A 24,493-nucleotide genomic window follows, 5' to 3' on the forward strand; every position below is an offset into this window, starting at 1 on the left:
ATCATAATAATGTCTGACCAAGCATCCTCACTTTTTATTCGCTGGCTACAGCGAGAAGTCGCACCAGCATTAGGTTGTACGGAACCTGTTGCTATTTCATTTACCACCGCTTACGCCGCGAAACATTTAGCGACACCCTGCGAAAAAATTAGCGGTTTTATTTCTGCCAACCTGTATAAAAACGCCACGGGCGTCACGATTCCCGGCACGACAGTTAATGGCGTCGCGCTGGCCGCCGCCATCGGCGCCTTTGGTGGCGATGCCGATAAGGGATTACAGACCCTGGCAGGCATTACTTCACAGCATGTGGAACAGGCACAAGCGCTGGTGGATGCAGGCCACGTTACTATTGACGTCCAGGATACGCCTGACTTTATTCATCTCGATCTCACCCTCAGCGCCGGTGACCAGACCTGTCGCGTCGTGGTAAAAGGCACGCATACCAATGTGGTCGAGTTATATATTAATGGCGAACAGCAGCCATTACACGCCGGGGAAAATAGCGCCACAGCGCAGACTGAACTGCCAACTTTCTCTCTCCAGGAAGCGTATGACTTTATTATCTCCACCCCGGTTGAGAATATTACGTTTATTCTGGAAGCCGCCCGCCTCAATAGCGCACTGGCTGCAGAAGGCAAATCGAAAAAGTATGGGTTGAATATTAACGGAACATTCTCTGAAGCCGTTAAAAATGGTTTGTTAAGTAATGACTTAATGAGCGAGGTCATTATCAACACCGTCGCAGCTTCCGATGCGCGTATGGGCGGAGCCCCGGTGGTCGCCATGTCGAACTTCGGCTCTGGCAACCAGGGGATCGCAGCGACCATGCCGGTAGTTACCGTCGCCGAGCATCTGAATGCCGATGAAGAGACGCTCGCTCGCGCGCTGGCGCTCTCGCATCTGACGGCCATTTCCATCCATTCGCGCTATACCCGCCTGTCCGCACTGTGCGCGGCCTCCACCGCCGCCATGGGCGCTGCCGCCGGTATGGCATGGCTGTTTACCCGCAATATCGAAACCATCAACACCGCCATCATCAATATGATTAGCGATGTTACCGGCATGATTTGCGATGGCGCTTCCAACAGCTGCGCGATGAAGGTCTCCTCGGTGGTTTCCAGCGCCTTTAAATCTGTGTTGATGGCGATGCAAAACCGCTGCGCCAGCGCCAACGACGGCATTGTCTGCGCCGACGTCGAACAGTCGATTAATAACCTGTGCCGCCTCGTGATTAAGCCTATGGCGCAAACCGATAAAGAGATCATTCGCATTATGGTCAGCAAATAAGACCAGCCCTTTTGTACCCTACGCAATAATGATTTATTGCCTGCACCAACAGGTATTTTACGATGAATAAAAAAGTCATATTACGCGGCGCCAGCGCCATTATGCCCCTGTGCATCGGGGACTTTCCTTTCTCGTTCATTGTTGGCGCATTAAGCGTCAGCGCCGGCATGAGCGTCTGGCAAAGTACCGCGTGGTCGGCGATTGTGATTGCCGGTTCGGCGCAAATGCTGGCACTGAATATGTTAAAAACCGGCGCCACGCTCGGCGTGATTATTTTCACCACATTAATTATTAATCTTCGCCATGTGCTGTATAGCGCCTCTATTTCCGGCACCGTGCGCGAAGCCTCATTCTTTAAAAAATGCTTTATGTCCTATGCGCTCACCGACGAGGTGTATGCCACTACCGTCAAAGAGATGGAAGGAAATAAAAAGGAAAAATATCTGTTTTATGGTTCGGCAATGGTCACCTTCTGGGCGATTTGGGTGCTGGCCGATTTTCTTGGCGCGCTGGTCGGCGCCTCGTTTCCCCACATTGAGAAATACGGTCTCGATTTCGCCATGGTCGCCGCCTTTATCGCCATCGTGGTGCCGCAAATTAAAAGCCAGGCCTGCACCGTCGCCGCGGTAGTGGCCGCCGTTTCCGGCGTGCTGTTAGTGGTCCTGCCCTACTCGCTGGGTATCGTCGTCGCCTCCGTGCTCGGCGTCCTTGCCGGCCTGTGCGTCGACCTGGCGGAAGAGCGCAAGCAGATGGCAACAACCGAATCCGATATGCCGTTAGTGGAGGCGCTGGAAAATGAGTAATAGCTATTTTATCGCCCTGACGCTGGGCATGGCCGCGGTCACTTTTCTTATTCGTTTCTCGTTTATCGGCCTGGCCGGCAAGATCCAGATGTCTGAGCGGGTGACCAAAACATTGCGCTTCGTGCCGGTCACCGTCCTGCCGGCCATCATCACCATTCAGATCCTGAGCGTGAATTCCAGCATGGAGTTCGACTTAAAAAATCCGAAGGTGATCGCCGCCATTATCTGTACGCTCGCCAGCTTCCGTTTAGGTCTGGTGTGGGTGGTGGTTAGCGGCGTCGGCTCGCTGGTGCTATTGAATTATTTTCTGTAACTGTTTGAAGGGGTAACCACATGATTATTACTACCGCTGACGCGCCCGCCGCGATTGGTCCGTACGTTCAGGGCGTCAATCTCGGCGCGATGACCCTCACCTCCGGCCAGCTGCCCATTAATCCGCAGGACGGCACCATGCCCGACGACATTGCCGAACAGGCGCGCCAGTCGCTGGAGAACGTGAAAGCCATCGTCGAAGCCGCCGGCCTCACCGTTGGTCAGATCGTCAAAACCACGGTGTTTGTGAAAGACCTGGCGGATTTTGCCGCCATCAATGCCGCCTACGAGGCCTTCTTTACCGAACATCAGGCGGCCTTTCCGGCGCGCTCCTGCGTGGAAGTGGCCAGGTTACCGAAAGACGCTGGCGTCGAAATCGAAGCGATCGCTTTCGCCCGTTAATCCCTCCGGCTGGAGGAAGAACCTCCAGCCCCTTCCCCACCGATTTTTGTCGTTCCACGTTGTTCATATTACAGGCACTATAGCCACTGAACGACCCGAGGAACGCAGCATGTTAACTATCCGAAAGGCATTGCCCGAGGACGCGCCACAACTGAGCGCGATGGGTTATGCCAGTTACCAGCACCACTTCGCCCATCTCTGGCGCAATGCCGATGAACTGGCGTTATTTCTTAAGCAAGAATATGCCGAAGATGCGCTACGTCGGAGTCTTACCGATGCCAACCATCATTGGCTCATCGCCGAAGCCGCTTCCCCCGTTGGTTTCGCTAAATATAGCTATCAGCAGCGAATGGCTGAAGATGGCACGATGGGTACGCTGCTGCATAAGCTCTACCTGATGCCGGGGGAGACTGGCCACCGCTACGGCGAGCAGATTTTTCACGCCATCGAGACGCGAGCAAAAACGGCCGGCGAACGCTGGCTGTGGCTGGAAGTACTCGCCGCGAATCCCGCCGCGCGCCGTTTTTACGAACGCCAGGGGATGCAGCACATCAGAGACACGACTTTCCATTCCGCCAGCCAGCAAAGCACCTTACATATTCTGGCCAAACCGCTGTGAGAGGAACTATGCCTGAGCTTCGTGATACCGGCGTACGTAACGTCGTCTGTGGGAAAAATGTCGTTATTTATCAGCCCGCCAACCTGTACGACTGCACGCTGGGTGATAACGTCTTCGTTGGACCGTTCGTTGAGATCCAGGGGAATACCCGCATCGGCGCGGAGAGTAAAATCCAGTCGCATACCTTTATCTGCGAGTACGTCACCATTGGCCGGCGCTGTTTTATCGGTCACGGGGTGATGTTCGCCAACGACCTGTTTCGCGACGGCAAACCAAACGCCGACCGCGCCAGCTGGGGGCGGATTGAGATTGGCGATGACGTGTCGATCGGTAGCGGCGCCACGATTCTGGCCGTCAGCATCTGCGACGGCGTGGTGATTGGCGCGGGCAGCGTGGTGACGAAGTCCATCACCGAGAAAGGCGTGTGGGCGGGGAATCCAGCCCGCCTGCTGCGGCGGCTGTAAAAAAAATGCCGACCATAAGGTCGGCATTCCGTCTTAACGGCGCAAGCGTTATGCGCGCCAGGCTTTATAACGGTTAATCAGACCGTTAGTGGAGCTGTCGTGGCTGCTGACTTCGCTGCCGTCTTTCAGCTCCGGCAGGATGCGGTTAGCCAGCTGTTTGCCCAGCTCAACGCCCCACTGGTCGAAAGTGAAGATGTTAAGGATCGCGCCCTGGGTGAAGATTTTGTGCTCGTACAGAGCAATCAGCGCCCCGAGGCTGAACGGGGTGATCTCACGCAGCAGGATAGAGTTAGTCGGGCGGTTGCCTTCGAACACTTTGAACGGCACCACGTGCTCCAGGGTCGCCGGATCTTTACCCTGATCGCGATATTCCTGCTCCACCACTTCACGGGATTTACCGAAGGCCAGGGCCTCGGTCTGGGCGAAGAAGTTGGACAGCAGCTTCGGATGATGATCGGAGAGCGGGTTGTGGGTGATAGCCGGGGCGATGAAATCGCACGGTACCATTTTGGTGCCCTGATGGATCAGCTGGTAGAACGCGTGCTGACCGTTGGTGCCCGGCTCGCCCCAGATAATCGGGCCAGTCTGGTAGTCCACGGCGTGGCCGTTACGGTCGACATACTTACCATTGGACTCCATGTTGCCCTGCTGGAAGTAGGCGGCAAAACGGTGCATGTACTGGTCGTACGGCAGAATCGCTTCGGTTTCCGCACCGAAGAAGTTGTTGTACCAGATACCGATCAGCGCCAGCAGCACCGGCAGGTTTTTCTCCGCCGGGGTGGTGGAGAAGTGCTTATCCATCGCATGCGCGCCAGACAGCAGCTCAACGAAGTTGTCGAAGCCCACGGAGAGAATGATGGACAGGCCAATCGCCGACCACAGGGAGTAACGGCCGCCAACCCAGTCCCAGAATTCGAACATGTTGGCGGTGTCGATGCCGAACTCGCCAACCGCTTTCGCGTTGGTGGAGAGCGCCGCGAAGTGTTTAGCCACATGCTTGTCGTCGCCCGCGGTCGCCAGGAACCAGTCGCGCGCGCTGTGGGCGTTGGTCATGGTCTCCTGAGTGGTGAAGGTTTTGGACGCGACCAGGAACAGGGTGGTTTCCGGGTTGACGTTCTTCAGCACTTCGGCGATGTGGGTGCCATCGACGTTGGAGACAAAGTGCATGTTGAGGTGATTTTTATATGGACGCAGCGCTTCGGTGACCATGAACGGACCGAGGTCGGAGCCACCGATACCAATGTTGACCACGTCGGTGATCGGTTTGCCGGTGTAGCCTTTCCAGCTACCGGAGATAATCGCTTCAGAGAAGGCTTTCATCTTCTCCAGCACAGCGTTCACTTCCGGCATCACATCTTTGCCATCAACCACAATCGGCGTATTGCTGCGGTTGCGCAGCGCGACGTGGAGTACCGCGCGATCTTCGGTGCGGTTGATCTTTTCACCGGAGAACATCGACTTGATGGCGCCTGCGAGATCGGTCTCTTTCGCCAGATCCTGCAGTTTAGCCAGCGTCTCTTCGGTGATGCGGTTTTTGGAGAAGTCCACCAGCATCAGATCGTCGAACGTCGCGGAAAACTTAGAAAAACGGTCGCTATCTTTGGCGAACAGCTCGCTGATAGTGACATCTTTCATTTCGTCGAAGTGTTTCTGTAATGCCTGCCAGGCAGAGGTCTGCGTTGGGTTGATGTTTTTCATTAGCAATACTCTTCTGATTTGAGATTGTGACTTCGGTCGATTGTAGCGCCGGTGACGGAAAATTGTGATGATTTTTGTGACTTGTCCCTGACGCCGGTCAGGAATCAGGTCAAAACGGAGTAAAAAGCCCCATTAGTATAGCTATCATAAGGCTTTTTTCTGTTAGCCGCAGGGGCATGAAAAATCCGCATAACCGCAGCGTTGACATAGCTGGCGTTAAGCCTTTATATATCCGCAGTGCTTACGTATTGTAAGTATCTATTGCTCGCGCATTTCACGCTACAGCGAAAGGGTATTCGCGGGGGATATAATGTCCTTATTCCCCCGGCCAGGTGAAAGACGTCGGTAATTGCCAGAAGAGGTGCGTTGCCCAGGTAACCGTATTGGAGGAACCAGTCCGGCGAAAATACGTGAGGGGGAGCAACGCCGAGGTGAAAGAGCGTCTGGTTACGCTCCTCACCGGCCACAGGGGCTGAATCCCCTGGGTTGTCACCAGAAACGTTCGCAGTCGGGCGTTTCATACCCGAACACTTCAGCGCCCAGAGCGGTGAGTCGGGTCTACAAGGTGGAGCACTTCTGGGTGACATCGTAGTTGTTTATCATTCTGCGCCACCCTGTTTATCGCTCTTCCCTTGTGCCATGGCTGAATAATTTGGCCTGGCTTATTAAGACATTTTGTTGCGATCCGGCGGCATCCAGCCCCTGCCAGGATCGGTGTTCAGGAATCGTTTTAATAAGTCAGGCCCCCTGACACGAGGTTGTTATGACAGATTTAGTCGTCGCCAAATTTGGCGGCACCAGCGTTGCTGATTTTGACGCGATGAACCGCAGCATTGATGTGGCGCTGCTCGATGCCAATACCCGTATTGTTGTGCTCTCCGCCTCTGCCGGCGTGACCAACATTCTGGTGGCCTTAGCGGAAGGGCTGGAACCCACCGAACGTTTTTCCCAGCTGGACGCTCTGCGCCAGATCCAGTTCAATATTCTGGAGCGTTTGCGCTATCCCAACGTGATCCGCGAAGAGATTGAGCGCCTGCTGGAAAATATCACCACGCTGGCGGAAGCCGCCGCGCTCGCCTCCTCTAGCGCGCTGACTGACGAACTGGTCAGCCATGGCGAACTGATGTCCACCCTGCTGTTTGTAGAGATTCTGCGTGAGCGCGGAATTCAGGCGCAGTGGTTTGACGCCCGTAAAGTGCTGCGCACTAACGATCGCTTTGGTCGCGCCGAACCGGATATCGCCGCCGTCGCCGAACTGACCCAGCAGCAGCTGACGCCGCGTCTGGCGGAAGGCCTGGTGGTGACGCAGGGCTTTATCGGCAGCGAAGCGAAAGGCCGCACCACCACCCTCGGCCGCGGCGGCAGCGACTATACCGCCGCTCTGCTCGGCGAAGCGCTGAATGCCACCCGCGTCGATATCTGGACCGATGTGCCCGGGATCTATACGACCGACCCGCGCGTCGCGCCTGCGGCGAAACGCATCGACGTCATCGCCTTTGAAGAGGCGGCGGAAATGGCCACCTTTGGCGCCAAAGTGCTGCACCCGGCGACCCTGCTGCCTGCCGTGCGCAGCGATATCCCGGTATTTGTCGGCTCCAGTAAAGAACCTAAAGCGGGCGGTACGCTGGTGTGTAAAACCACCGAGAACCCGCCGCTGTTCCGCGCGCTGGCGCTGCGTCGCCGCCAGACGCTGCTGACGCTGCACAGCCTGAATATGTTGCACTCCCGCGGCTTCCTCGCCGAAGTGTTCGGTATTCTGGCGCGCCATAACATCTCCGTCGATTTGATCACCACCTCCGAAGTGAGCGTGGCCCTGACCATGGACACCACTGGCTCAACCTCTGCGGGCGATACCCTGCTGACCCAGGCGCTGCTGACCGAGCTCTCCTCGCTGTGCCGCGTGGAAGTGGAAGAAGACCTGGCGCTGGTTGCCCTGATCGGCAACGAGCTGTCGAAAGCCTGCGGCGTCGGCAAAGAGGTGTTTGGCGTCCTTGATCCGTTTAACATCCGCATGATCTGCTATGGCGCGTCCAGCCACAACCTCTGCTTCCTGGTGCCTGGCGCCGATGCGGAGAAGGTGGTGCAGACGTTGCATCATAATTTGTTTGAATAAAATTCCTTAGCACGATAAACAATACCTATAGCCGGGCTCGAACCCGGCTTTTTTATAACAACATCAACACAACCAGCTGACCTGCTCGCCGCCCTACCGGGACGGCGCGGCCGGTTTGCGTATCGCAAGGAACACAACATGCTCGCAACTCTGACGCGGCTGTTCCCGTTATGGGCACTGCTGCTCTCCGTTCTGGCCTATTACACCCCCACCACCTTCACCCCGATCGGCCCGTGGGTTACCACCCTGCTGATGCTGATTATGTTCGGTATGGGGGTACATCTGAAGCTGGCGGATTTCAAACGCGTCCTGTCGCGTCCGGCGCCGGTCGCCGCAGGGATATTTCTGCACTATCTGGTGATGCCGCTCGCCGCCTGGCTGCTGGCGCTGCTGTTTCATATGCCGCCGGAGCTCTCCGCCGGGATGGTGCTGGTGGGCAGCGTCGCCAGCGGGACGGCCTCCAACGTGATGATCTTTCTGGCCAAAGGGGATGTGGCCCTGTCGGTGACCATCTCCTCGGTCTCCACCCTGGTCGGCGTCATCGCGACGCCGCTGCTGACCCGTCTGTACGTCGACGCGCACATTCAGGTCGACGTCATGGGGATGTTGCTGAGCATTCTGCAGATTGTGGTCATTCCCATCGCCCTGGGGCTGATTGTCCATCATCTGCTGCCGAAGGTGGTGAAAGCGGTGGAGCCGTTCCTGCCCGCTTTCTCGATGGTGTGCATTTTGGCGATCATCAGCGCGGTGGTGGCGGGTTCCGCGGCCCATATCGCGTCCGTCGGCCTGGTGGTGATTATCGCAGTGATCCTGCATAACACCATTGGCCTGCTCGGCGGCTACTGGGGCGGACGTCTGTTTGGTTTTGATGAATCCACCTGCCGTACGCTGGCGATCGAGGTGGGGATGCAGAACTCCGGCCTGGCGGCCGCGCTGGGTAAAATTTACTTCGGCCCGCTGGCGGCGCTGCCGGGAGCCCTGTTCTCCGTCTGGCATAACCTGTCCGGTTCGCTGCTGGCCGGATACTGGTCAGGGAAGCCCATCGCCAAAAAAACCAGCAAGCGCTGAGCGTGACACGTCCGGGCGCCGGCCCGGACGTATGCCTGCTTTAGTTGCCATACAGGCTATCAGTAAAATATTCATTGCCGTACACTGGGTGCTCTGGTCTGACTGAGGGCACCACCATGGCACTCCCCCGTATTACACAAAAAGAGATGACCGAGCGCGAACAGCGCGAATTGAAAACGCTGCTTGACCGCGCGCGCATTGCGCACGGCCGCCCGCTGAGCAATGCGGAAACGAACAGCGTAAAAAAGGAATATATCGATAAGCTGATGGCCCAGCGTGAAGCGGAAGCGAAGAAAGCCCGCCAGGTGAAAAAACAGCAGGCTTATAAGACGGATAAGGAAGCGACCTTTTCCTGGTCGGCGAATACGCCGACCCGCGGCAGGCGTTAACGCCCTTTCTTTTTACGTCCCGGCTGGGTGAAACGTTTGCCGTTGCCAGCCGGGCGGCCCTTATCGTTGCTATTTTCCATCTTCACCACCGGGCGCTTGATGCCGGGGGTCGCCGCTTTGGCCTTCGGCTTAGCTTTCGGCTTCGCTTCGGAAGAAGAGTTTTCAATCAGCTTGAACAGCTCGATCAGCTCGTCATCGGTCAGATCGCGCCACTCACCCAGCGGGATCCCCGTCAGGCTGACGTTCATAATCCGCGTACGCTCAAGCTTCGTCACTTCATAGCCAAAGTGCTCGCACATGCGACGGATCTGGCGATTCAGCCCCTGCACCAGAGTGATGCGGAAAACGAACGGCGCTTCTTTCTTTACCTTACATTTTTTGGTCACGGTCCCGAGAATCGGTACCCCCGCGCCCATGCCGCGAATGAACTCATCGGTCACCGGCTTATCGACCGTAACCAGATACTCTTTTTCATGGTCGTTGCCGGCGCGCAGGATCTTATTCACCAGGTCGCCGTGATTGGTGAGAAAGATCAGCCCCTGGGAGTCTTTATCCAGACGGCCGATAGGGAAGATACGCTTGCTGTGGTTGACGAAATCGACAATGTTGTCGCGCTCGCCGTCTTCCGTGGTGCTCACAATGCCGACTGGCTTATTCAGCGCAATCAGCACCAGATCATCCGCTTCGCGCGGCTCAATCAACCGTCCGTTAACTTTGACCAGGTCGCCAGGCTTCACCTGATCGCCAATCGTGGCGCGCTTGCCATTGATAAAGACGTTGCCTTGTTCAATAAAGCGGTCCGCTTCGCGACGCGAGCAGATGCCGCTTTCACTGATGTATTTGTTTAATCGGGTTGATGAGTCGGGCAGCATAGATTCTCCTGTAAAAGCGAAATATACCCTACCTTGCGGGCGAGAAAAAACCTGGATTGCGTTATTCATTATTCAACGGCTTCGTCGGGCTCATGAACAGCATTCCGCTTACCCACATCATGCGCCATATCAGCGCGCCGGTATCGGGGCGATGCTAGAATTTCTGCTTCAATAATAGGTTTAAAACAGGAAGAAAAGATGGAACTGCTGCTACTCAGTAACTCCACGCTGCCGGGGAAAGCCTGGCTGGAACACGCCCTGCCGCTGATTGCCGGTCAGGTCAAAGGCCGCCGGACGGCGGTATTCATCCCCTTCGCTGGCGTGACGCAAACCTGGGATGATTACACGGACAAAGTGGCTGCGGTTATGGCGCCGATGGCGGTCAGCGTAACCGGTATCCACCGCGTCGCCGACCCTATCGCCGCCATTGAAAGCGCCGAGATGGTGATCGTCGGCGGCGGGAACACCTTCCAGCTGTTGAAAGAGTGCCGCAGCCGCGGGCTGCTGGCGCCGATTGTCGATGTCGTCAAACGCGGGGCGTTGTATATCGGCTGGAGCGCAGGTTCAAACCTCGCCTGCCCGACCATTCGCACCACCAACGATATGCCGATTGTCGATCCCCAGGGATTTGATGCGCTGGGGCTGTTCCCGCTCCAGATTAACCCACACTTCACCAACGCGTTGCCGACCGGGCATCAGGGCGAAACCCGCGAACAGCGTATCCGCGAACTGCTGGTCGTGGCGCCGGAATTAACGGTGATTGGTTTACCGGAAGGAAACTGGATCCAGGTCACCGATGGTCACGCGACCCTTGGCGGCCCGAACCCGACGCTGTTGTTCAAAGCGGGGGAAGCAGCGGTAACCCTGCCTGCAGGCCACCGCTTCTGAGCTGGTATGGCTAACGTTTCCCGGATAGCGGCGCGTTGCGCCTTATCCGGGCTGCCTCAACGGAACGTCCAAACGCATAACCCCGGTTAGCGCAGCGCCGCCGGGGAAGGTCTCAATAGTCATCCCTTTCGTCGTCTTCATCCGGCTGCTCCATCACGCTGTAAGCCACCGAGCAGAACAGGCTGTTCAGACGCTTCATATCCCCCAGCAGCGCCAGGTGCAACGTACTGGTTTCGATACTCTGCACGTTCTGCTGATGCAGACGGTCAACGTGCGCATGCGAGTAGCGGCGGTTAAGAATGCGGAACCGGTGTTTACTGCGCCGCAGGCGACGGGCGCTGGGCACATCGCTGGAGAAGAAGACCGACATCGCCAGCTGCAGGTTGCTGAGCAACAGATCGTACAGGGCGTCCAGCTCCTTTAACCCTTCCACCGAGAAGGCGCGCCGCGCCGCCAGCGATTTATCAGCGATCTCGCTGCCCATCCGCTCGACGATATCGGAGGCCTGCTCGAGGTTTAACGACATCTCAATAATTTCCGCCCAGCGCCGGGACTCCTCTTCCGCCAGCTCATCCTTTGGCATTCGCGCCAGATAGAGCTTAATGGCGGTGTAGAGCACGTTGATATCGTCCGCCATGCGGCGTAGCTCTTTCTCCTGACGCGGTTCGCCATGCATCACCTTATGCAGGCTCTCCAGCATTTGCTCCATCGCGTCACCAATGCGCAGCGTCTCGCGCGCGGCATTGGCCAGCGCCAGCGCCGGGGTGTCCAGCGCCGACGGGTCGAGATGCTTGGGTTTGAGATGGTTATCCAGCTCGGGTTCATCGCGGATCATGCGCTGGCACAGCTTCGCCATCGGTCCGGTAAAAGGCACCATCGCGATGCAGCGCAGCAGGTTGTAAAAAACATGGAAGTAGATAACCAGCTCGGACTCGGCCAACGGCAGCTTGTGCATCGCCGCGGCCAGCGGATGGACGAACGGCAGAATGATCAGGCTCCCCACCAGCTTAAACAACAGGCTGCCCAGCGCCACCCGGCGCGCCGCCGCGTTCGCCGCGCTGTTGTTGAGCATCGCCAACAGCCCCGATCCCAGGTTGGCGCCAATCACCAGGCACAGCGCCACCGGGAAAGAGATCGCTCCTGCCGCGGTCAGCGTCGCGGTCAGCAGCACCGCCGCCAGGCTGGAGTAGCTGATGATCGCGAATACGGCGCCAATCAAGGCATCCAGCATAATATCCCCGGTCAGCGAGGCAAAAATCACCTGCACGCCGTTGGCCTGGGTAATGGGGTGGACGGCCTGCACAATCAGCTCCAGGGCCAACAGGATCAGCCCAAGGCCAATCCCCACTCGCCCCAGCTGCCCGGCGCGGGTCTGCTTACGGCCGAGGAAGAAAATCACCCCGATAAATATCAACAACGGCGACAGCCACGACAGGTCGAAGGTCAGCACCCTCGCCATCAGCGCCGTCCCGACGTCGGCCCCCAGCACCATCACCAGCGCCGGCGTGAGGCCCACTAAATCCTGGGCGACAAACGAGGTCACCAGCATGGTGGTGGCATTGCTGCTTTGCACCAGCGCAGTCACGCCAAGACCCGCGCAGAAGGCGAGCGGCTTTTTCTCTACGCTGCTACTGAGAACGGTACGCAGGCGAGCGCCATAGACGCGCATCACCCCGGTACGCACGATATGCGTGCCCCACACCAGCAGAGCGACCGCGGACAACAGGTGTAGCAGAGTTAACACGGAATCAGCTTCTCCTTATCGTTATAGGTGTTCCGACGTTCTGGAACCTATCTCAGTATAAGGGGTTAACCTCAATAAAGAGACAAGGCGCTCACAGAGCGCCTTGTTTGTTGTAAGGAAAGATGACGACTAGTCCGCATCATAGCCCAGATTAGGGGCTAACCAGCGCTCGACTTCCGCCGGGGTCATCCCTTTACGCAGCGCGTAGTCTTCGACCTGGTCGCGCTGGATCTGCGCCACGGCGAAGTATTTGCTGTCCGGATGGCTGAAGTACCAGCCGGAAACCGATGCCCCCGGCCACATGGCGAACGATTCGGTAAGCTTCATGCCGGTATGGGCTTCGACGTCCAGCAGCTGCCAGATGGTGCCTTTTTCGGTGTGCTCCGGACAGGCCGGATACCCCGGCGCCGGACGGATCCCCTGGTAATTCTCGCGAATAAGCTCCTCATTGCTGAGGTTCTCATTGGCCGCATACCCCCAGTAGACCTTGCGCACTTTCTCGTGCAGATACTCGGCGAAGGCTTCCGCCAGACGATCGGCGATGGCCTTGATCATGATCTTGTTATAGTCATCATGCTGCGCTTCATAGGCTTCCGCCAGCGCGTCCTCTTCCAGGCCGCCGGTGACGGCGAAGGCGCCGATGTAGTCCGCTTTGCCGCTCAGCTTCGGCGCCACAAAGTCGGCGAGGCAGTAGTTGGCGAAGCCGACCTTCTCCGTCTGCTGGCGCAGGTGATGGCTCACCGTCAGCACGTGGGTGCGGGTTTCATCGCGATAGATTTCAATATCGTCGCCCACGCGGTTGGCCGGGAACAGGCCCACCACGCCGCGCGGGTTGAGGGTTTTCTCTGCGCTCAGCTTATCCAGCAGCTCGTTAGCGTCTTTGAACAGGCGCTGCGCCTCTTCCCCTACCACGTCATCTTCCAGAATGCGCGGATATTTGCCCGCCAGCGACCAGGTCATAAAGAACGGCGTCCAGTCGATGTAGTTGCGTAGCGTCTCGATACTGGCTTCCACCTCCTGAATCCCCAGGCGATGGGCCACCGGCGGAGTGTAGCTCTCCCAGTCAAAGGCCAGATCGTTTTCCCGTGCGGCGGCCAGGGTCACCGGCGGGGTGCGCGGTTTTTTACGCCCATGCTGGATACGCACGGTTTCATACTCTTTGCGCGTACGGGCGACAAACTCATCGCGCTGCGTGTCCGAGAGCAGCGCAGCCACCACCCCGACGGTGCGCGAAGCGTTCTGTACGTAAACGGTCGGGCCGCTGTAGTTCTGCTCGATTTTCACCGCCGTATGCGCTTTAGAGGTGGTCGCGCCGCCGATCAGCAGCGGGATGGTAAAGCCCTGGCGCTCCATCTCTTTCGCCACGTTAACCATTTCGTCGAGCGACGGGGTAATCAACCCGGAAAGGCCGATGAGATCCGCGTTCACCTCTTTGGCGGTTTTGAGAATTTTATCCGCCGGGACCATCACGCCAAGATCGATTATTTCGTAGTTATTGCACTGCAGCACCACGCCGACGATGTTTTTGCCGATGTCATGAACGTCGCCTTTTACCGTGGCAATCACCATTTTGCCGTTACTGGAGCCCTGCTCTTTACTGGCTTCAATAAACGGCTCCAGGTAGGCCACCGCCTGTTTCATGACGCGGGCGGATTTCACCACCTGCGGCAGGAACATTTTGCCTTCGCCGAACAGATCGCCGACCACGTTCATGCCGTCCATCAGCGGCCCTTCGATCACCTCAATCGGGCGAGCGGCCTGCTGACGCGCTTCTTCGGTGTCCTGTTCAATAAATTCGGTAATGCCCTTCACCAGCGAATATTCGAGGCGTTTTTTCACCTCCCAGCTGCGCCATTCCGCCTGCTGGGCATTGGCGCCGTCGTCAACTTTACTGCCGCGATATTTTTCCGCCAGCTCGAGCAATCTTTCGGTGCTGTCATCGCGGCGGTTGAGAATCACGTCCTCCACCGCGTCGCGCAGCTCGCCCGGCAGGTCATCATAGATGGCCAGCTGACCGGCGTTGACGATCCCCATGTCCATGCCGTTACGGATGGCGTAGTAGAGGAATACCGCGTGGATCGCCTCACGTACCGGGTCATTGCCGCGGAAAGAGAAGGAGACGTTGGAGACGCCGCCGGAGATCAGCGCGTGCGGCAGCTCGCGTTTGATGTCTTCGCAGGCGCCGATAAAGTCCTGGGCATAGTTATTGTGTTCTTCGATACCGGTCGCCACCGCGAAGATATTCGGGTCAAAGATAATATCTTCTGGCGGGAAGCCAACCTCTTCGGTGAGGATTTTGTAGGCGCGACGGCAAATCTCAATTTTACGTTCGCGGGTATCGGCCTGGCCCACTTCGTCAAAGGCCATCACCACCACCGCGGCGCCGTAGCGGCGAACCAGTTTCGCATGGTGGATAAAGGGTTCGACGCCCTCTTTCATCGAGATGGAGTTAACGATGCCTTTGCCCTGAATGCATTTCAGGCCCTTTTCAATGACCTCCCACTTGGAGGAGTCGATCATGATCGGCACGCGGGCAATGTCCGGCTCGCCGGCAATCAGGTTGAGGAAGCGCACCATCGCCGCTTCGGCGTCGAGCATCCCCTCGTCCATGTTGATATCGATGATCTGCGCGCCGCTTTCCACCTGCTGACGCGCCACGTCCAGCGCTTCGCTGTACTTCTCTTCTTTGATTAAGCGTTTAAATTTCGCCGAGCCGGTAACGTTGGTACGTTCGCCGACGTTCACAAACAGGCTGTCATCGCCGATATTCAGCGGCTCCAGGCCGGAAAGACGGCAGGCGACGGGGATCTCCGGCAGCTGGCGCGGCGGCAGGCCGGCCACCGCGCGGCTCATGGCGGCGATATGTTCCGGCGTGGTGCCGCAGCAGCCGCCGACGATATTGAGGAAACCGGCTTCCGCCCATTCGCGGATCTGCGCCGCCATGGTATCGGCATCCAGATCGTATTCGCCGAAGGCATTGGGCAGGCCAGCGTTCGGGTGCGCGGTAACGTAGCACTCAGCGATACGCGACAGCTCCTGGACGTACTGGCGCAGTTCGTCCGGCCCGAGGGCGCAGTTCAGACCAAACGATAAGGCTTCGGCGTGACGCAGCGAGTTATAGAAAGCTTCGGTGGTCTGCCCGGACAGCGTGCGGCCGGAGGCATCGGTAATGGTCCCGGAGATCATCAGCGGCAGGTCAACGCCCAGCGCCTCCAGCTCCTCTTTCACCGCATAGATGGCCGCTTTGGCGTTCAGGGTGTCAAATACCGTTTCAATCAGGATCAGATCCACGCCGCCTTCCACCAGCGCTCGGGTGGATTCGCGATAGGCAGCCACCAGCTGGTCAAAGGTAATATTGCGGAACGCCGGATCGTTCACATCAGGCGAAATAGAGGCGGTGCGGTTGGTTGGGCCAAGCACGCCCGCGACGTAGCGCGGTTTTTCCGGCGTGCGGGCCGTCCAGGCGTCGGCGCTGGCGCGGGCCAGCTTCGCCGCCGCAAAGTTGATCTCTGCCGACAGGGATTCCATCTGGTAATCCGCCATCGCAATGGTCGTCGAGTTAAAGGTGTTGGTCTCAATGATATCCGCGCCGGCCGCGAAGTAGGCGTCGTGGATCTCGCGGATCACCTCGGGCTTGCTGAGCACCAGCAGGTCGTTGTTGCCTTTCAGGTCGCACGGCCAGTCAGCAAAGCGCTCACCGCGAAAGTCCTGCTCACTCAGACGGTAGCCCTGGATCATGGTGCCCATGCCCCCATCCAGAACCAGAATACGTTCTTTTAACTGCTGATGCAGTTGCTCAACTTTGCTGCTCACACTTGCTCCCGACAACGCTCAACACAGGCCAAATAGCCAACAAACCATACTGGCATAAACCACCGGAGCGGAAAAGACAACAACGGGCAATATGAGACATGTTCAGCTTCACTCCTCCGATGAGTCCGGTTGTGATTGCATTATCGCCAAATAAAACGAAAATCATTTCCACGATACAGAAAAAGGAGTCCGCGATGGCCACTACCCCCGTTCCCGCGAAACGCGGCAGAAAACCCGCGGCTGCCACCGCCCAGCAGGCTGGCGGTCAGGTTCAGTCGCTGACCCGCGGCCTGAAATTGCTCGAATGGATTGCCGAGTCCCACAGCAGCGTCGCGCTGACCGAGCTGGCGCAGCAGGCGGGTCTGCCCAACTCAACCACTCACCGCCTGCTGACCACCATGCAGCAGCTGGGTTTCGTTCGCCAGGTCGGCGAGCTGGGCCACTGGGCCGTCGGCGCGCATGCCTTCGTGGTCGGCAGCAGCTTTCTGCAAAGCCGCAATCTGCTGGCAATTGTCCACCCGATCCTGCGCCAGCTGATGGAGGATTCCGGTGAAACGGTGAATCTGGCGGTGCTTGACCAGAGCGACCACCAGGCGATCATTATCGACCAGGTGCAGTGCACCCAGCTGATGCGTATGTCGGCGCCAATCGGCGGAAAACTGCCGATGCACGCCTCCGGCGCCGGGAAGGCGTTCCTCTCGCAGCTGAGCGAAGAGCAGGTGACCAGCCTGCTGCACCGTAAAGGGCTGCATGCCTATACGCATGCCACGCTGGTCTCGCCGCTGCATCTGAAGGAAGATTTAGCGCAGACCCGCAAGCGGGGCTACTCGTTCGATGACGAGGAGCACGCGCTCGGCCTGCGCTGCGTCGCCGCCTGCATTTATGATGAACACCGCGAACCGTTCGCGGCAATCTCCATCTCCGGTCCCATCTCACGCATGACCGATGATCGGGTGACCGAGCTGGGCGCGCTGGTCATTAAGGCCGCGAAAGAGGTCACGCTGGCATACGGCGGGGTTAAATAAAAAAATGCCCCTGTGGGGCATTTTAAGTAGGCCTGATAAGCGTAGCGCCATCAGGCAGATCGGCGCACCTTGCCGGATGGCGGCGTAAACGCCTTATCCGGCCTACTGTCGGCGCCATAGCGCACGCTAAAACGCTGCTTACGCCGGTAAGCATAGACATCTTCCACATGACCGTTTTTAATCCGCGTCTGCAGTTCGCGCCAGTAGTCGGCACGCAGCAGGTCGGCATGCATCTCCTCAAACAGCGGCCCAATGCGCGGGTCGGCGCACAGCCAGTGGCGGAACTCCTCCGGAAACACATCCCCCGGCGAGACGCTGTACCACGGCTCGCTGGCCAGCTCATCCTCGGGATAGCGCGGCGGCGGGATCTGGCGGAAATTCACCTCCGTCATATAGCAGATTTCATCATAGTCGTAGAACACCACCCGGCCGTGGCGGGTGACGCCGAAGTTTTTAAACAGCATATCGCCGGGAAAGATGTTGGCGGCGGCCAGCTGGCGGATAGCATTCCCATACTCTTCTACCGCATCGCGCAGCGCCTGGCCGTTAACCTGCTCCAGCCACAGGTTGAGCGGCACCATTCGCCGTTCAATATACAGATGACTGATGACAATCCGGTCGCCGAGGTCGGTCAGTTTGTTCCCCGCTTCCGCCTGCAGCAGCGCCAGCAGCGCTGGCGCGATTTGTCGTTTCTCCAGCACGAAATTTTCAAACTCCTGCGTGTCCGCCATCCGCCCGACGCGGTCATGCTCCTTTACCAGCTGATAGCAGGCGCGTACGTGGGCGGCGGTCATCTCCTTCTGCGGCGCGAAGCGATCTTTGATCACCTTGAACACCCGGTCAAACCCCGGCAGGGTAAACACCAGCATCACCATCCCGCGAATGCCCGGCGCCTCGATAAACTGCTCATCGCAGCGAGCGATGTAGTGCAGATATTCGCGATAGCTTTCGGTTTTGGCGTGCTTCTGGCAGCCAATCGCCATATACAGCTCGGCCGTGGTTTTACCCGGCAGGATCTCGCGCAGCCATTCCACCAGAGCGCCGGGCAGGGGCGCATAAACCATAAAATAGGAACGCGCGAAGCCAAAAACGATGCTCGCTTCGGCATGGGTGGTCAGGCAGGTATCGACAAACAGCTCGCCCTCGTCGCTGCGATGGATCGGCAGCAAGAAGGGCAGCGTGGTCATCGGCATCACCAGTTTGCCCACCAGCCAGGCGGCTTTGTTGCGATAGAACAGCTCATTGGCGACCTGTAGATGACAGGTGGCGAGCGGTTCCTCCCCCAGCGCCTCCTGCAGACTGGCAATGATATAGCCGATATCCCGCGCTTTATTTTGCCACGGCAGCCGCAGCGGCAGATCGGACAGCACTTTACCCAGCAGGTGCGACCAGCCGCGCTCTGGATAGAAATCTTTCGCCAGCGGGCGCGGAAGGGTGCGAAAGGGACGCTCGGGCTGCGAGCTGAAAATAAAGAGCCGCTCGGGGGTCAGCGAGCGGTGGTCAAACAGGCGGCAGTAGACCGAATTGAAAAAGCTCTCGGCAATTTCAAAACGAGGGTAATCCGGCAGCAAACGGGTGTAGTGGGCTTTCACCCGCAGCAAAAAGTCGGCATCCGTGCTTTTTCCCTCCGTGATGCAGCGCAGCTGCTCCACCACCAGACCCACATGGTGGTCATAGAGATGGATCCGCTGTTTCATCGCCTGCTGCACCGCATGCCAGTCGGCCTGTTCAAAGCGCTGCTGCGCGCCGGAAGTCACTTCGAGAAAACGCCCATACTGAGCGTCAAATCCCTGCAATATCGTTTGGGCAATCAGTAATTCCAGACCACGCGTCATCGAACTCCCCCATCCGGTACCACGTCAGGCCGGATGGCGCGCTCGCTTATCCGGTCTGGATCCCTTCACAGGCCCGGTGAGCGTCGTGCCACCGGGCATGGCTCAAAACTGATCTTCTTCGGTCGAGCCGGTCAGCGCCGTCACCGACGAGGCGCCGCCCTGGATAATGGTAGTGACCTTGTCGAAGTAGCCGGTGCCCACCTCCTGCTGATGCGAGACGAAGGTATAGCCTTCCGGCCCGGCGGCGAATTCCGGCTGCTGCACTTTTTCAACATAGTGGCGCATCCCCTCACCCTGAGCGTAGGCATGGGCGAGGTCGAACATGTTGAACCACATGCTGTGGATCCCGGCGAGAGTAATAAACTGGTATTTGTACCCCATGTCCGACAGCTGCTGCTGGAAGCTGGCGATGGTTTTATCATCGAGATTTTTCTTCCAGTTAAACGACGGCGAGCAGTTATAGGCCAGCAGTTTGCCCGGGAAACGCGCATGAATGGCTTCGGCAAAGCGACGCGCCTGCTCGAGATCCGGTTTCGACGTTTCACACCACACCAGGTCCGCATACGGCGCGTAGGCCAGCCCGCGGCTGATCGCCTGCTCGATCCCGGCATGGGTGCGGAAGAACCCTTCGCTGGTGCGATCTCCGGTAATAAACTCACGATCGTACGGATCGCAGTCTGAGGTAATTAAATCAGCAGCGTCAGCATCGGTACGGGCGATCACCAGCGTCGGGACCCCCATCACGTCGGCAGCCAGACGCGCCGCCACCAGTTTCTGTATCGCCTCCTGGGTTGGAACCAGCACTTTACCGCCCATATGACCGCACTTCTTCACCGACGCCAGCTGATCTTCGAAGTGAACAGCCGCTGCACCGGCTTCAATCATCGATTTCATCAGCTCAAAGGCGTTCAGGACGCCGCCGAAACCGGCCTCCGCATCCGCCACGATCGGCAGGAAGTAGTCGATAAAGCGCGGATCGTTCGGCTCAATCCCGGCTGACCACTGGATCTGATCGGCGCGGCGGAAGGTATTGTTGATCCGATCCACCACCGCCGGTACCGAGTTGGCCGGGTACAGCGACTGATCCGGGTACATGCTGGACGCCAGGTTAGCATCCGCCGCCACCTGCCAGCCGGAGAGATAAATGGCTTCGATGCCGGCCTTCGCCTGCTGCAAGGCCTGGCCGCCGGTCAGCGCGCCAAGGCTGTTGATGTACCCTTTCTTCGCCTCACCGTGCAGCAGACGCCACATTTTCGCTGCGCCAAGCTGCGCCAGCGTGCACTCCGGGTTCACCGAGCCGCGTAATTTCACCACCTCTTCCGCGCTGTACGGGCGGGTAATCCCTTCCCAGCGCGGGTTCGTCCACTCTTTGTTTAATTCTTCGATTTGTTGGGTACGGGTTTTCATGTGCAGATGCTCCATATTATTTCCTGGCTCCCCAGGCGTCATTGGTGAAGGACTAAATGGCGAACAACACCATCTGGCGATTAGGCCAGCAGGCGGTAGCCCGGTAATGTCAGAAAATCAATCAGTTCGTCGGAGGTGGTGATCTGCTCCATCAGCCGCGCCGCATCGTCAAAGCGGCCATGGCTGAAGCGGTGCTCCCCCAGCTCCTCCTGAATCACCATCAGCTCTTCCGCCAGCCACTGGCGGAACAGCGCTTTCGTGACCGGCGTGCCGTCGTTCAGGGTTTTCTGATGATGGATCCACTGCCAGATAGAGGTGCGCGAGATCTCGGCCGTCGCGGCGTCTTCCATCAGGCCATAAATCGGTACACAGCCGTTGCCGGAGATCCAGGCTTCGATGTACTGCACCGCCACGCGGATGTTGGCGCGCATCCCGGCTTCCGTGCGCTCGCCCTCGCAGGGGGCCAGCAGCTGTTCGGCGGTAATTGGCGCGTCCTCGCTACGGGTCACCGAGAGCTGATTCGGCTTGTCACCGAGCACGCGGTTAAACACCGCCATGGCGGTATCCGCCAGCCCAGGATGGGCGATCCAAGTGCCATCGTGACCGTTGTTCGCCTCCAGCTCTTTGTCGGCGGTGACTTTATTCAGCACCTGACGGTTACGCTCGGCCTCTTTACTCGGGATAAAGGCCGCCATTCCACCCATCGCAAACGCCCCGCGTTTGTGGCAGGTCTTAATCAACAGCCGTGAGTAGGCGCTGAGGAAGGGTTTATCCATCGTCACCACCTGGCGGTCCGGCAGTACGCGGTCAGGATGGTTTTTCAGCGTCTTGATATAGCTGAAGATATAGTCCCAGCGGCCGCAGTTCAGGCCGACAATATGGTCGCGCAGCGCATGCAGGATCTCATCCATCTGGAACACCGCCGGCAGTGTTTCAATCAGCAGCGTGGCCTTGATGGTGCCGCGCGGCAGGTCAAAGCGATCTTCAGTAAAGCTGAAGACATCGTTCCACCATGCCGCCTCCTGCCAGGCCTGGGTTTTTGGCAGATAGAAGTAGGGACCACTTCCTTTCGCCAGCAGCGCCTGGTAGTTATGAAAGAAATAGAGCGCAAAATCGAAAAGACTGCCGGGAATGGCCTCATTACGCCAGGTCACATGCTTTTCCGGCAGGTGCAGGCCGCGCACACGGCATACCAGCACAGCGGGATTGGGCTGCAGTTGGTAGATTTTGCCAGCCTCATTGGTGTAGCTGATGGTCCCGTTCACGGCATCACGTAGGTTGATTTGGCCATCAATGACTTTACGCCAGTCCGGCGCCAGCGAATCCTCAAAGTCCGCCATAAAGACTTTTACGTTAGCATTCAGCGCGTTAATGACCATCTTGCGCTCGACGGGGCCGGTAATTTCAACGCGGCGATCCTGCAAATCCGCCGGGATACCGCGAATGGTCCAGTCGCCATTTCTAATGGAAGCAGTTTCCGAAATAAAATCCGGCAGTTGCCCATCGTCAATGGCCTGCTGCTGCTGCAGACGCGCGGCCAGCAGTTTATTGCGCGCCGGCGTAAAGCGGCTCACCAGTTCCGTCAGGAATTCTACCGCCTCAGGCGTCAAGATCTGCTTCTCCTGCTCGCCATAGGGCTGACTAAAGGCCAGTTCATCGGTGATTGTCGCCTGCTGCGTCATTGTGCTGCTCCTCTTGGTTGATCCGCTGGAAGCGAGCGAAAGATCGTTGTGCAGTTTTCGCTCAGCACAATTAAGACTACTCAATTAATTTTCAAAATCAAAAACAATTTCCATTTTAATTTTAAAATGAGATTAACATATTGATAACAATGAAATTAAAGTTATCATCAGCCATGAGGTGAATTTCGGAAATAAAAAAGGCACCCGAAGGTGCCAGAGGCAAAGTGCTGAAACGCTTTAGGATCGTTTCGTGCGGAGTATTACTCCAGCGTTGGATTCATATGACGCAGATCGTATGGTGTAATCTGGTAGACGTAATAGTTCAGCCAGTTAGCGAACAGCAGATTACCGTGGCTCCGCCAGGTGGCGCGCGGTTTGTTCTGCGGGTCGTTTTGCGGAAAATAGTTGTGGGGAACCTCAGGGTTCAAACCGGCTTCCACATCGCGGAAATATTCACTTGCCAGGGTATTGGCATCGTACTCGGGGTGGCCGGTGACAAAGGCTATACGCTTATCTTTACTGGCGAACAGATACGCATCGCCCTCTTCCGTCTCCGCGAGGATCTCGAGATCGGTATAATCCCGGATAAGCCCTGCAGGAAAGTCAGCATAGCGTGAGTGTGGGGCCAGGAAAGAGTCGTCGAAACCGCGGGTCAGTAAAGCGTGTGGATGAAGAATATGGTGTTCATAAACGCCAGAAATCTTTTCGGCGCGGGTCTGCTTGGGAATGCCGTACAGAATATTCAGCGCGGCCTGAACCGCCCAACAGACGAACAGCGTCGAAGTGACGTGATCCTTGGCCCACTCCAGCACCTGTTTGATCTGCGGCCAGTAAGCGACATCATTAAATTCAACCAGGCCTAAGGGAGCGCCGGTGACGATCAGGCCGTCGAAGTTCTGATCGCAGATCTCATCGAAATTGCAGTAAAAGTTATTCAGATGCTCCGCCGGCGTATTACGTGACTCACGCGCATCGATACGTAATAACTGGATGTCCACCTGCAGCGGAGAGTTCGACAGCAGACGCAGGAACTGATTCTCCGTCTCGATTTTCTTCGGCATCAGGTTGAGGATTAACACCTTCAGGGGGCGGATTTCCTGAGTTGTTGCACGCGTTGTCGTCATCACAAAGACGTTTTCATTGCGCAAGAAATTGACGGCTGGTAGCTCGTCCTGCACCCGAATTGGCATAACTCTATTACCTCATAGCATACGTATAAACGTTTAGACATCCAGATAGCTGAAGATAACCAGGAATCGGGTGAATGTCGAGTCTGCATGTTCACGGTGAGAAAATTTCACGGCGCGCATTGAGTTAGAATATAAGAATGAAGAAAAGGAGAAAATATGGTTATTAGCATCCGCCGTTCCCGGCCTGATGAAGGGGATAAACTGATTGCGATCTGGTGTCGGTCAGTCGACGCCACGCACGATTTTCTGTCAAAAGCGTATCGGAGAGAGCTGGAGGAGCTGGTACGTGCCTTTATACCGGAGGCTCCGCTGTGGGTGGCGGTTAACACGGAGGACCAGCCGATCGCCTTTATGCTGCTGACCGGAGATCATATGGATGCGCTGTTCGTCGATCCGGATGTCCGCGGCTGCGGTGTGGGGAGATTGCTGATCGCGCATGCGCTGTCGTTAACGCCAACACTGACGACCAACGTAAATGAGCAGAATGAACAAGCGGTCGGGTTTTATCGGAGAATGGGTTTCAAAGTGACAGGTCGCTCTGAAACGGACGATCTGGGTCAACCATATCCGTTATTGAATTTGATACATGAGCAGCAGGCTGAAGCAGACTACGATTGACGTCGGTAACTTTGCGGCATTGATGTCCCCTCGGCCAGCAGGTGGCCGAGGATCCGTAGCCCCGGTAAGCGCAGCGCCACCGGGGGAGGCGTACCCCACACAGCAAAAAACCCCGCACCTTTCGGGACGGGGTTCTTTTTAAACGCAAAAACAAAAAGCTCAGTCTTTCGACTGAGCTTTCTGCTTTATTTGATGCCTGGCAGTTCCCTACTCTCACATGGGGAGACCCCACACTACCATCGGCGCTACGGCGTTTCACTTCTG

Annotated in this window: 20 protein-coding genes and 1 riboswitch; of the genes, 12 read left to right on the forward strand and 8 right to left on the reverse strand. The window is 57.4% G+C overall.

The features are described from left to right. Positions 1–9: 9 nt before the first annotated feature. The 6 genes from K5R89_RS13865 to K5R89_RS13890 all read left to right on the forward strand — a co-directional run bounded on the left by K5R89_RS13865 (position 10) and on the right by K5R89_RS13890 (position 3,887). A complete protein-coding gene (locus tag K5R89_RS13865; protein ID WP_023291622.1) occupies positions 10–1,287 on the forward strand; it encodes a serine dehydratase subunit alpha family protein in 1,278 nt (425 codons plus the stop codon). Between the two features lie 62 nt (positions 1,288–1,349). Beyond that, on the forward strand, positions 1,350–2,090 hold the full coding sequence (locus tag K5R89_RS13870) for an AzlC family ABC transporter permease (RefSeq protein ID WP_023291621.1): 741 nt from the start codon (positions 1,350–1,352) through the stop codon (positions 2,088–2,090). Next, a complete protein-coding gene (locus tag K5R89_RS13875) occupies positions 2,083–2,403 on the forward strand; it encodes an AzlD domain-containing protein (protein WP_004206276.1) in 321 nt (106 codons plus the stop codon). The genes K5R89_RS13870 and K5R89_RS13875 overlap by 8 nt, the downstream gene beginning before the upstream one ends. Positions 2,404–2,423: 20 nt before the next feature. Beyond that, positions 2,424–2,804, forward strand: a complete 381-nt coding sequence (locus K5R89_RS13880) for a Rid family detoxifying hydrolase (protein WP_047718378.1) — start codon at positions 2,424–2,426, stop codon at positions 2,802–2,804. Between the two features lie 109 nt (positions 2,805–2,913). After that, positions 2,914–3,423: a GNAT family N-acetyltransferase gene (locus K5R89_RS13885; RefSeq protein ID WP_044525125.1), complete on the forward strand. Its 510-nt coding sequence runs from the start codon at positions 2,914–2,916 to the stop codon at positions 3,421–3,423. Between the two features lie 8 nt (positions 3,424–3,431). Then, entirely contained in the window at positions 3,432–3,887 is a 456-nt protein-coding gene (locus tag K5R89_RS13890) for an acyltransferase (RefSeq protein ID WP_032454553.1), read from the forward strand. Between the two features lie 48 nt (positions 3,888–3,935). Here the strand turns inward: K5R89_RS13890 and pgi are convergent, their stop codons facing one another. Continuing rightward, positions 3,936–5,585: a glucose-6-phosphate isomerase gene (gene pgi, locus K5R89_RS13895; RefSeq protein WP_023291617.1), complete on the reverse strand. Its 1,650-nt coding sequence runs from the start codon at positions 5,583–5,585 to the stop codon at positions 3,936–3,938. 348 nt (positions 5,586–5,933) lie between these two features. Continuing rightward, positions 5,934–6,169, forward strand: a riboswitch (Lysine riboswitch). Between the two features lie 179 nt (positions 6,170–6,348). Here pgi and lysC point away from each other — a divergent pair. The 3 genes from lysC (at position 6,349) to K5R89_RS13910 (ending at position 9,155) form a co-directional block, all read left to right on the forward strand. After that, the gene (gene lysC / locus K5R89_RS13900) at positions 6,349–7,698 is read left to right on the forward strand and encodes a lysine-sensitive aspartokinase 3 (RefSeq protein WP_017900129.1); all 1,350 of its coding nucleotides are present in this window, start codon (positions 6,349–6,351) and stop codon (positions 7,696–7,698) included. Between the two features lie 138 nt (positions 7,699–7,836). Continuing rightward, complete coding sequence (panS, locus tag K5R89_RS13905) at positions 7,837–8,766, forward strand: ketopantoate/pantoate/pantothenate transporter PanS (protein WP_023291615.1); 930 nt, start codon at positions 7,837–7,839, stop codon at positions 8,764–8,766. Positions 8,767–8,882: 116 nt separating this feature from the next. Beyond that, on the forward strand, positions 8,883–9,155 hold the full coding sequence (locus tag K5R89_RS13910; RefSeq protein ID WP_004177859.1) for a DUF3811 domain-containing protein: 273 nt from the start codon (positions 8,883–8,885) through the stop codon (positions 9,153–9,155). On the opposite strand, the gene rluF is transcribed toward K5R89_RS13910, so the two are convergent. Beyond that, positions 9,152–10,027, reverse strand: a complete 876-nt coding sequence (rluF, locus tag K5R89_RS13915) for a 23S rRNA pseudouridine(2604) synthase RluF (protein ID WP_217259470.1) — start codon at positions 10,025–10,027, stop codon at positions 9,152–9,154. The two genes, K5R89_RS13910 and rluF, sit on opposite strands and share 4 nt — an antisense overlap. A gap of 198 nt (positions 10,028–10,225) precedes the next feature. On the opposite strand from rluF, the gene pepE reads away from it, so the two are divergent. After that, positions 10,226–10,915 carry a dipeptidase PepE gene (pepE, locus tag K5R89_RS13920; RefSeq protein WP_064155516.1) on the forward strand — a complete coding sequence of 230 codons (690 nt, stop codon included), beginning with the start codon at positions 10,226–10,228 and terminating at the stop codon, positions 10,913–10,915. Positions 10,916–11,027: 112 nt separating this feature from the next. Here the strand turns inward: pepE and K5R89_RS13925 are convergent, their stop codons facing one another. After that, entirely contained in the window at positions 11,028–12,659 is a 1,632-nt protein-coding gene (locus K5R89_RS13925; protein WP_023291612.1) for a Na/Pi cotransporter family protein, read from the reverse strand. Between the two features lie 129 nt (positions 12,660–12,788). Next, positions 12,789–16,472: a methionine synthase gene (gene metH / locus K5R89_RS13930; RefSeq protein ID WP_217259469.1), complete on the reverse strand. Its 3,684-nt coding sequence runs from the start codon at positions 16,470–16,472 to the stop codon at positions 12,789–12,791. Between the two features lie 194 nt (positions 16,473–16,666). On the opposite strand from metH, the gene iclR reads away from it, so the two are divergent. Further along, the gene (gene iclR, locus K5R89_RS13935) at positions 16,667–17,497 is read left to right on the forward strand and encodes a glyoxylate bypass operon transcriptional repressor IclR (protein ID WP_004206826.1); all 831 of its coding nucleotides are present in this window, start codon (positions 16,667–16,669) and stop codon (positions 17,495–17,497) included. Between the two features lie 50 nt (positions 17,498–17,547). On the opposite strand, the gene aceK is transcribed toward iclR, so the two are convergent. The 4 genes from aceK to metA all read right to left on the reverse strand — a co-directional run bounded on the left by aceK (position 17,548) and on the right by metA (position 23,611). Then, entirely contained in the window at positions 17,548–19,332 is a 1,785-nt protein-coding gene (gene aceK / locus K5R89_RS13940; RefSeq protein WP_023291610.1) for a bifunctional isocitrate dehydrogenase kinase/phosphatase, read from the reverse strand. Positions 19,333–19,434: 102 nt separating this feature from the next. After that, complete coding sequence (gene aceA, locus K5R89_RS13945) at positions 19,435–20,739, reverse strand: isocitrate lyase (RefSeq protein ID WP_004206828.1); 1,305 nt, start codon at positions 20,737–20,739, stop codon at positions 19,435–19,437. Positions 20,740–20,819: 80 nt separating this feature from the next. Next, positions 20,820–22,421, reverse strand: coding sequence for a malate synthase A (aceB, locus tag K5R89_RS13950; protein ID WP_023291609.1), 1,602 nt, complete (start codon positions 22,419–22,421; stop codon positions 20,820–20,822). A 260-nt stretch (positions 22,422–22,681) separates the two neighbouring features. Beyond that, a complete protein-coding gene (gene metA, locus K5R89_RS13955; protein WP_004206830.1) occupies positions 22,682–23,611 on the reverse strand; it encodes a homoserine O-succinyltransferase in 930 nt (309 codons plus the stop codon). Positions 23,612–23,767: 156 nt separating this feature from the next. Here metA and K5R89_RS13960 point away from each other — a divergent pair, with 156 nt between their 5' ends. After that, positions 23,768–24,229 (forward strand): acetyltransferase, encoded by a 462-nt coding sequence (locus tag K5R89_RS13960; protein WP_032454547.1) that lies wholly within the window; start codon positions 23,768–23,770, stop codon positions 24,227–24,229. The last annotated feature ends 264 nt before the right edge of the window (positions 24,230–24,493 follow it).

This window comes from Klebsiella sp. TF21-TM, from assembly GCF_019753495.1.
GTDB lineage: Bacteria > Pseudomonadota > Gammaproteobacteria > Enterobacterales > Enterobacteriaceae > Klebsiella > Klebsiella quasipneumoniae.

Coding starts and splice junctions, on each gene's coding strand:
- K5R89_RS13875 (WP_004206276.1), top strand. CDS start 2,083: ATGAGTAATAGCTATTTTATCGCCCTGACGCTGGGCATGGCCGCGGTC.
- K5R89_RS13885 (WP_044525125.1), top strand. CDS start 2,914: ATGTTAACTATCCGAAAGGCATTGCCCGAGGACGCGCCACAACTGAGC.
- pgi (WP_023291617.1), bottom strand. CDS start 5,585: ATGAAAAACATCAACCCAACGCAGACCTCTGCCTGGCAGGCATTACAG.
- iclR (WP_004206826.1), top strand. CDS start 16,667: ATGGCCACTACCCCCGTTCCCGCGAAACGCGGCAGAAAACCCGCGGCT.
- pepE (WP_064155516.1), top strand. CDS start 10,226: ATGGAACTGCTGCTACTCAGTAACTCCACGCTGCCGGGGAAAGCCTGG.
- K5R89_RS13890 (WP_032454553.1), top strand. CDS start 3,432: ATGCCTGAGCTTCGTGATACCGGCGTACGTAACGTCGTCTGTGGGAAA.
- aceK (WP_023291610.1), bottom strand. CDS start 19,332: ATGACGCGTGGTCTGGAATTACTGATTGCCCAAACGATATTGCAGGGA.
- K5R89_RS13910 (WP_004177859.1), top strand. CDS start 8,883: ATGGCACTCCCCCGTATTACACAAAAAGAGATGACCGAGCGCGAACAG.
- K5R89_RS13865 (WP_023291622.1), top strand. CDS start 10: ATGTCTGACCAAGCATCCTCACTTTTTATTCGCTGGCTACAGCGAGAA.
- K5R89_RS13960 (WP_032454547.1), top strand. CDS start 23,768: ATGGTTATTAGCATCCGCCGTTCCCGGCCTGATGAAGGGGATAAACTG.
- K5R89_RS13870 (WP_023291621.1), top strand. CDS start 1,350: ATGAATAAAAAAGTCATATTACGCGGCGCCAGCGCCATTATGCCCCTG.
- metA (WP_004206830.1), bottom strand. CDS start 23,611: ATGCCAATTCGGGTGCAGGACGAGCTACCAGCCGTCAATTTCTTGCGC.
- K5R89_RS13880 (WP_047718378.1), top strand. CDS start 2,424: ATGATTATTACTACCGCTGACGCGCCCGCCGCGATTGGTCCGTACGTT.
- aceB (WP_023291609.1), bottom strand. CDS start 22,421: ATGACGCAGCAGGCGACAATCACCGATGAACTGGCCTTTAGTCAGCCC.
- aceA (WP_004206828.1), bottom strand. CDS start 20,739: ATGAAAACCCGTACCCAACAAATCGAAGAATTAAACAAAGAGTGGACG.
- rluF (WP_217259470.1), bottom strand. CDS start 10,027: ATGCTGCCCGACTCATCAACCCGATTAAACAAATACATCAGTGAAAGC.
- lysC (WP_017900129.1), top strand. CDS start 6,349: ATGACAGATTTAGTCGTCGCCAAATTTGGCGGCACCAGCGTTGCTGAT.
- panS (WP_023291615.1), top strand. CDS start 7,837: ATGCTCGCAACTCTGACGCGGCTGTTCCCGTTATGGGCACTGCTGCTC.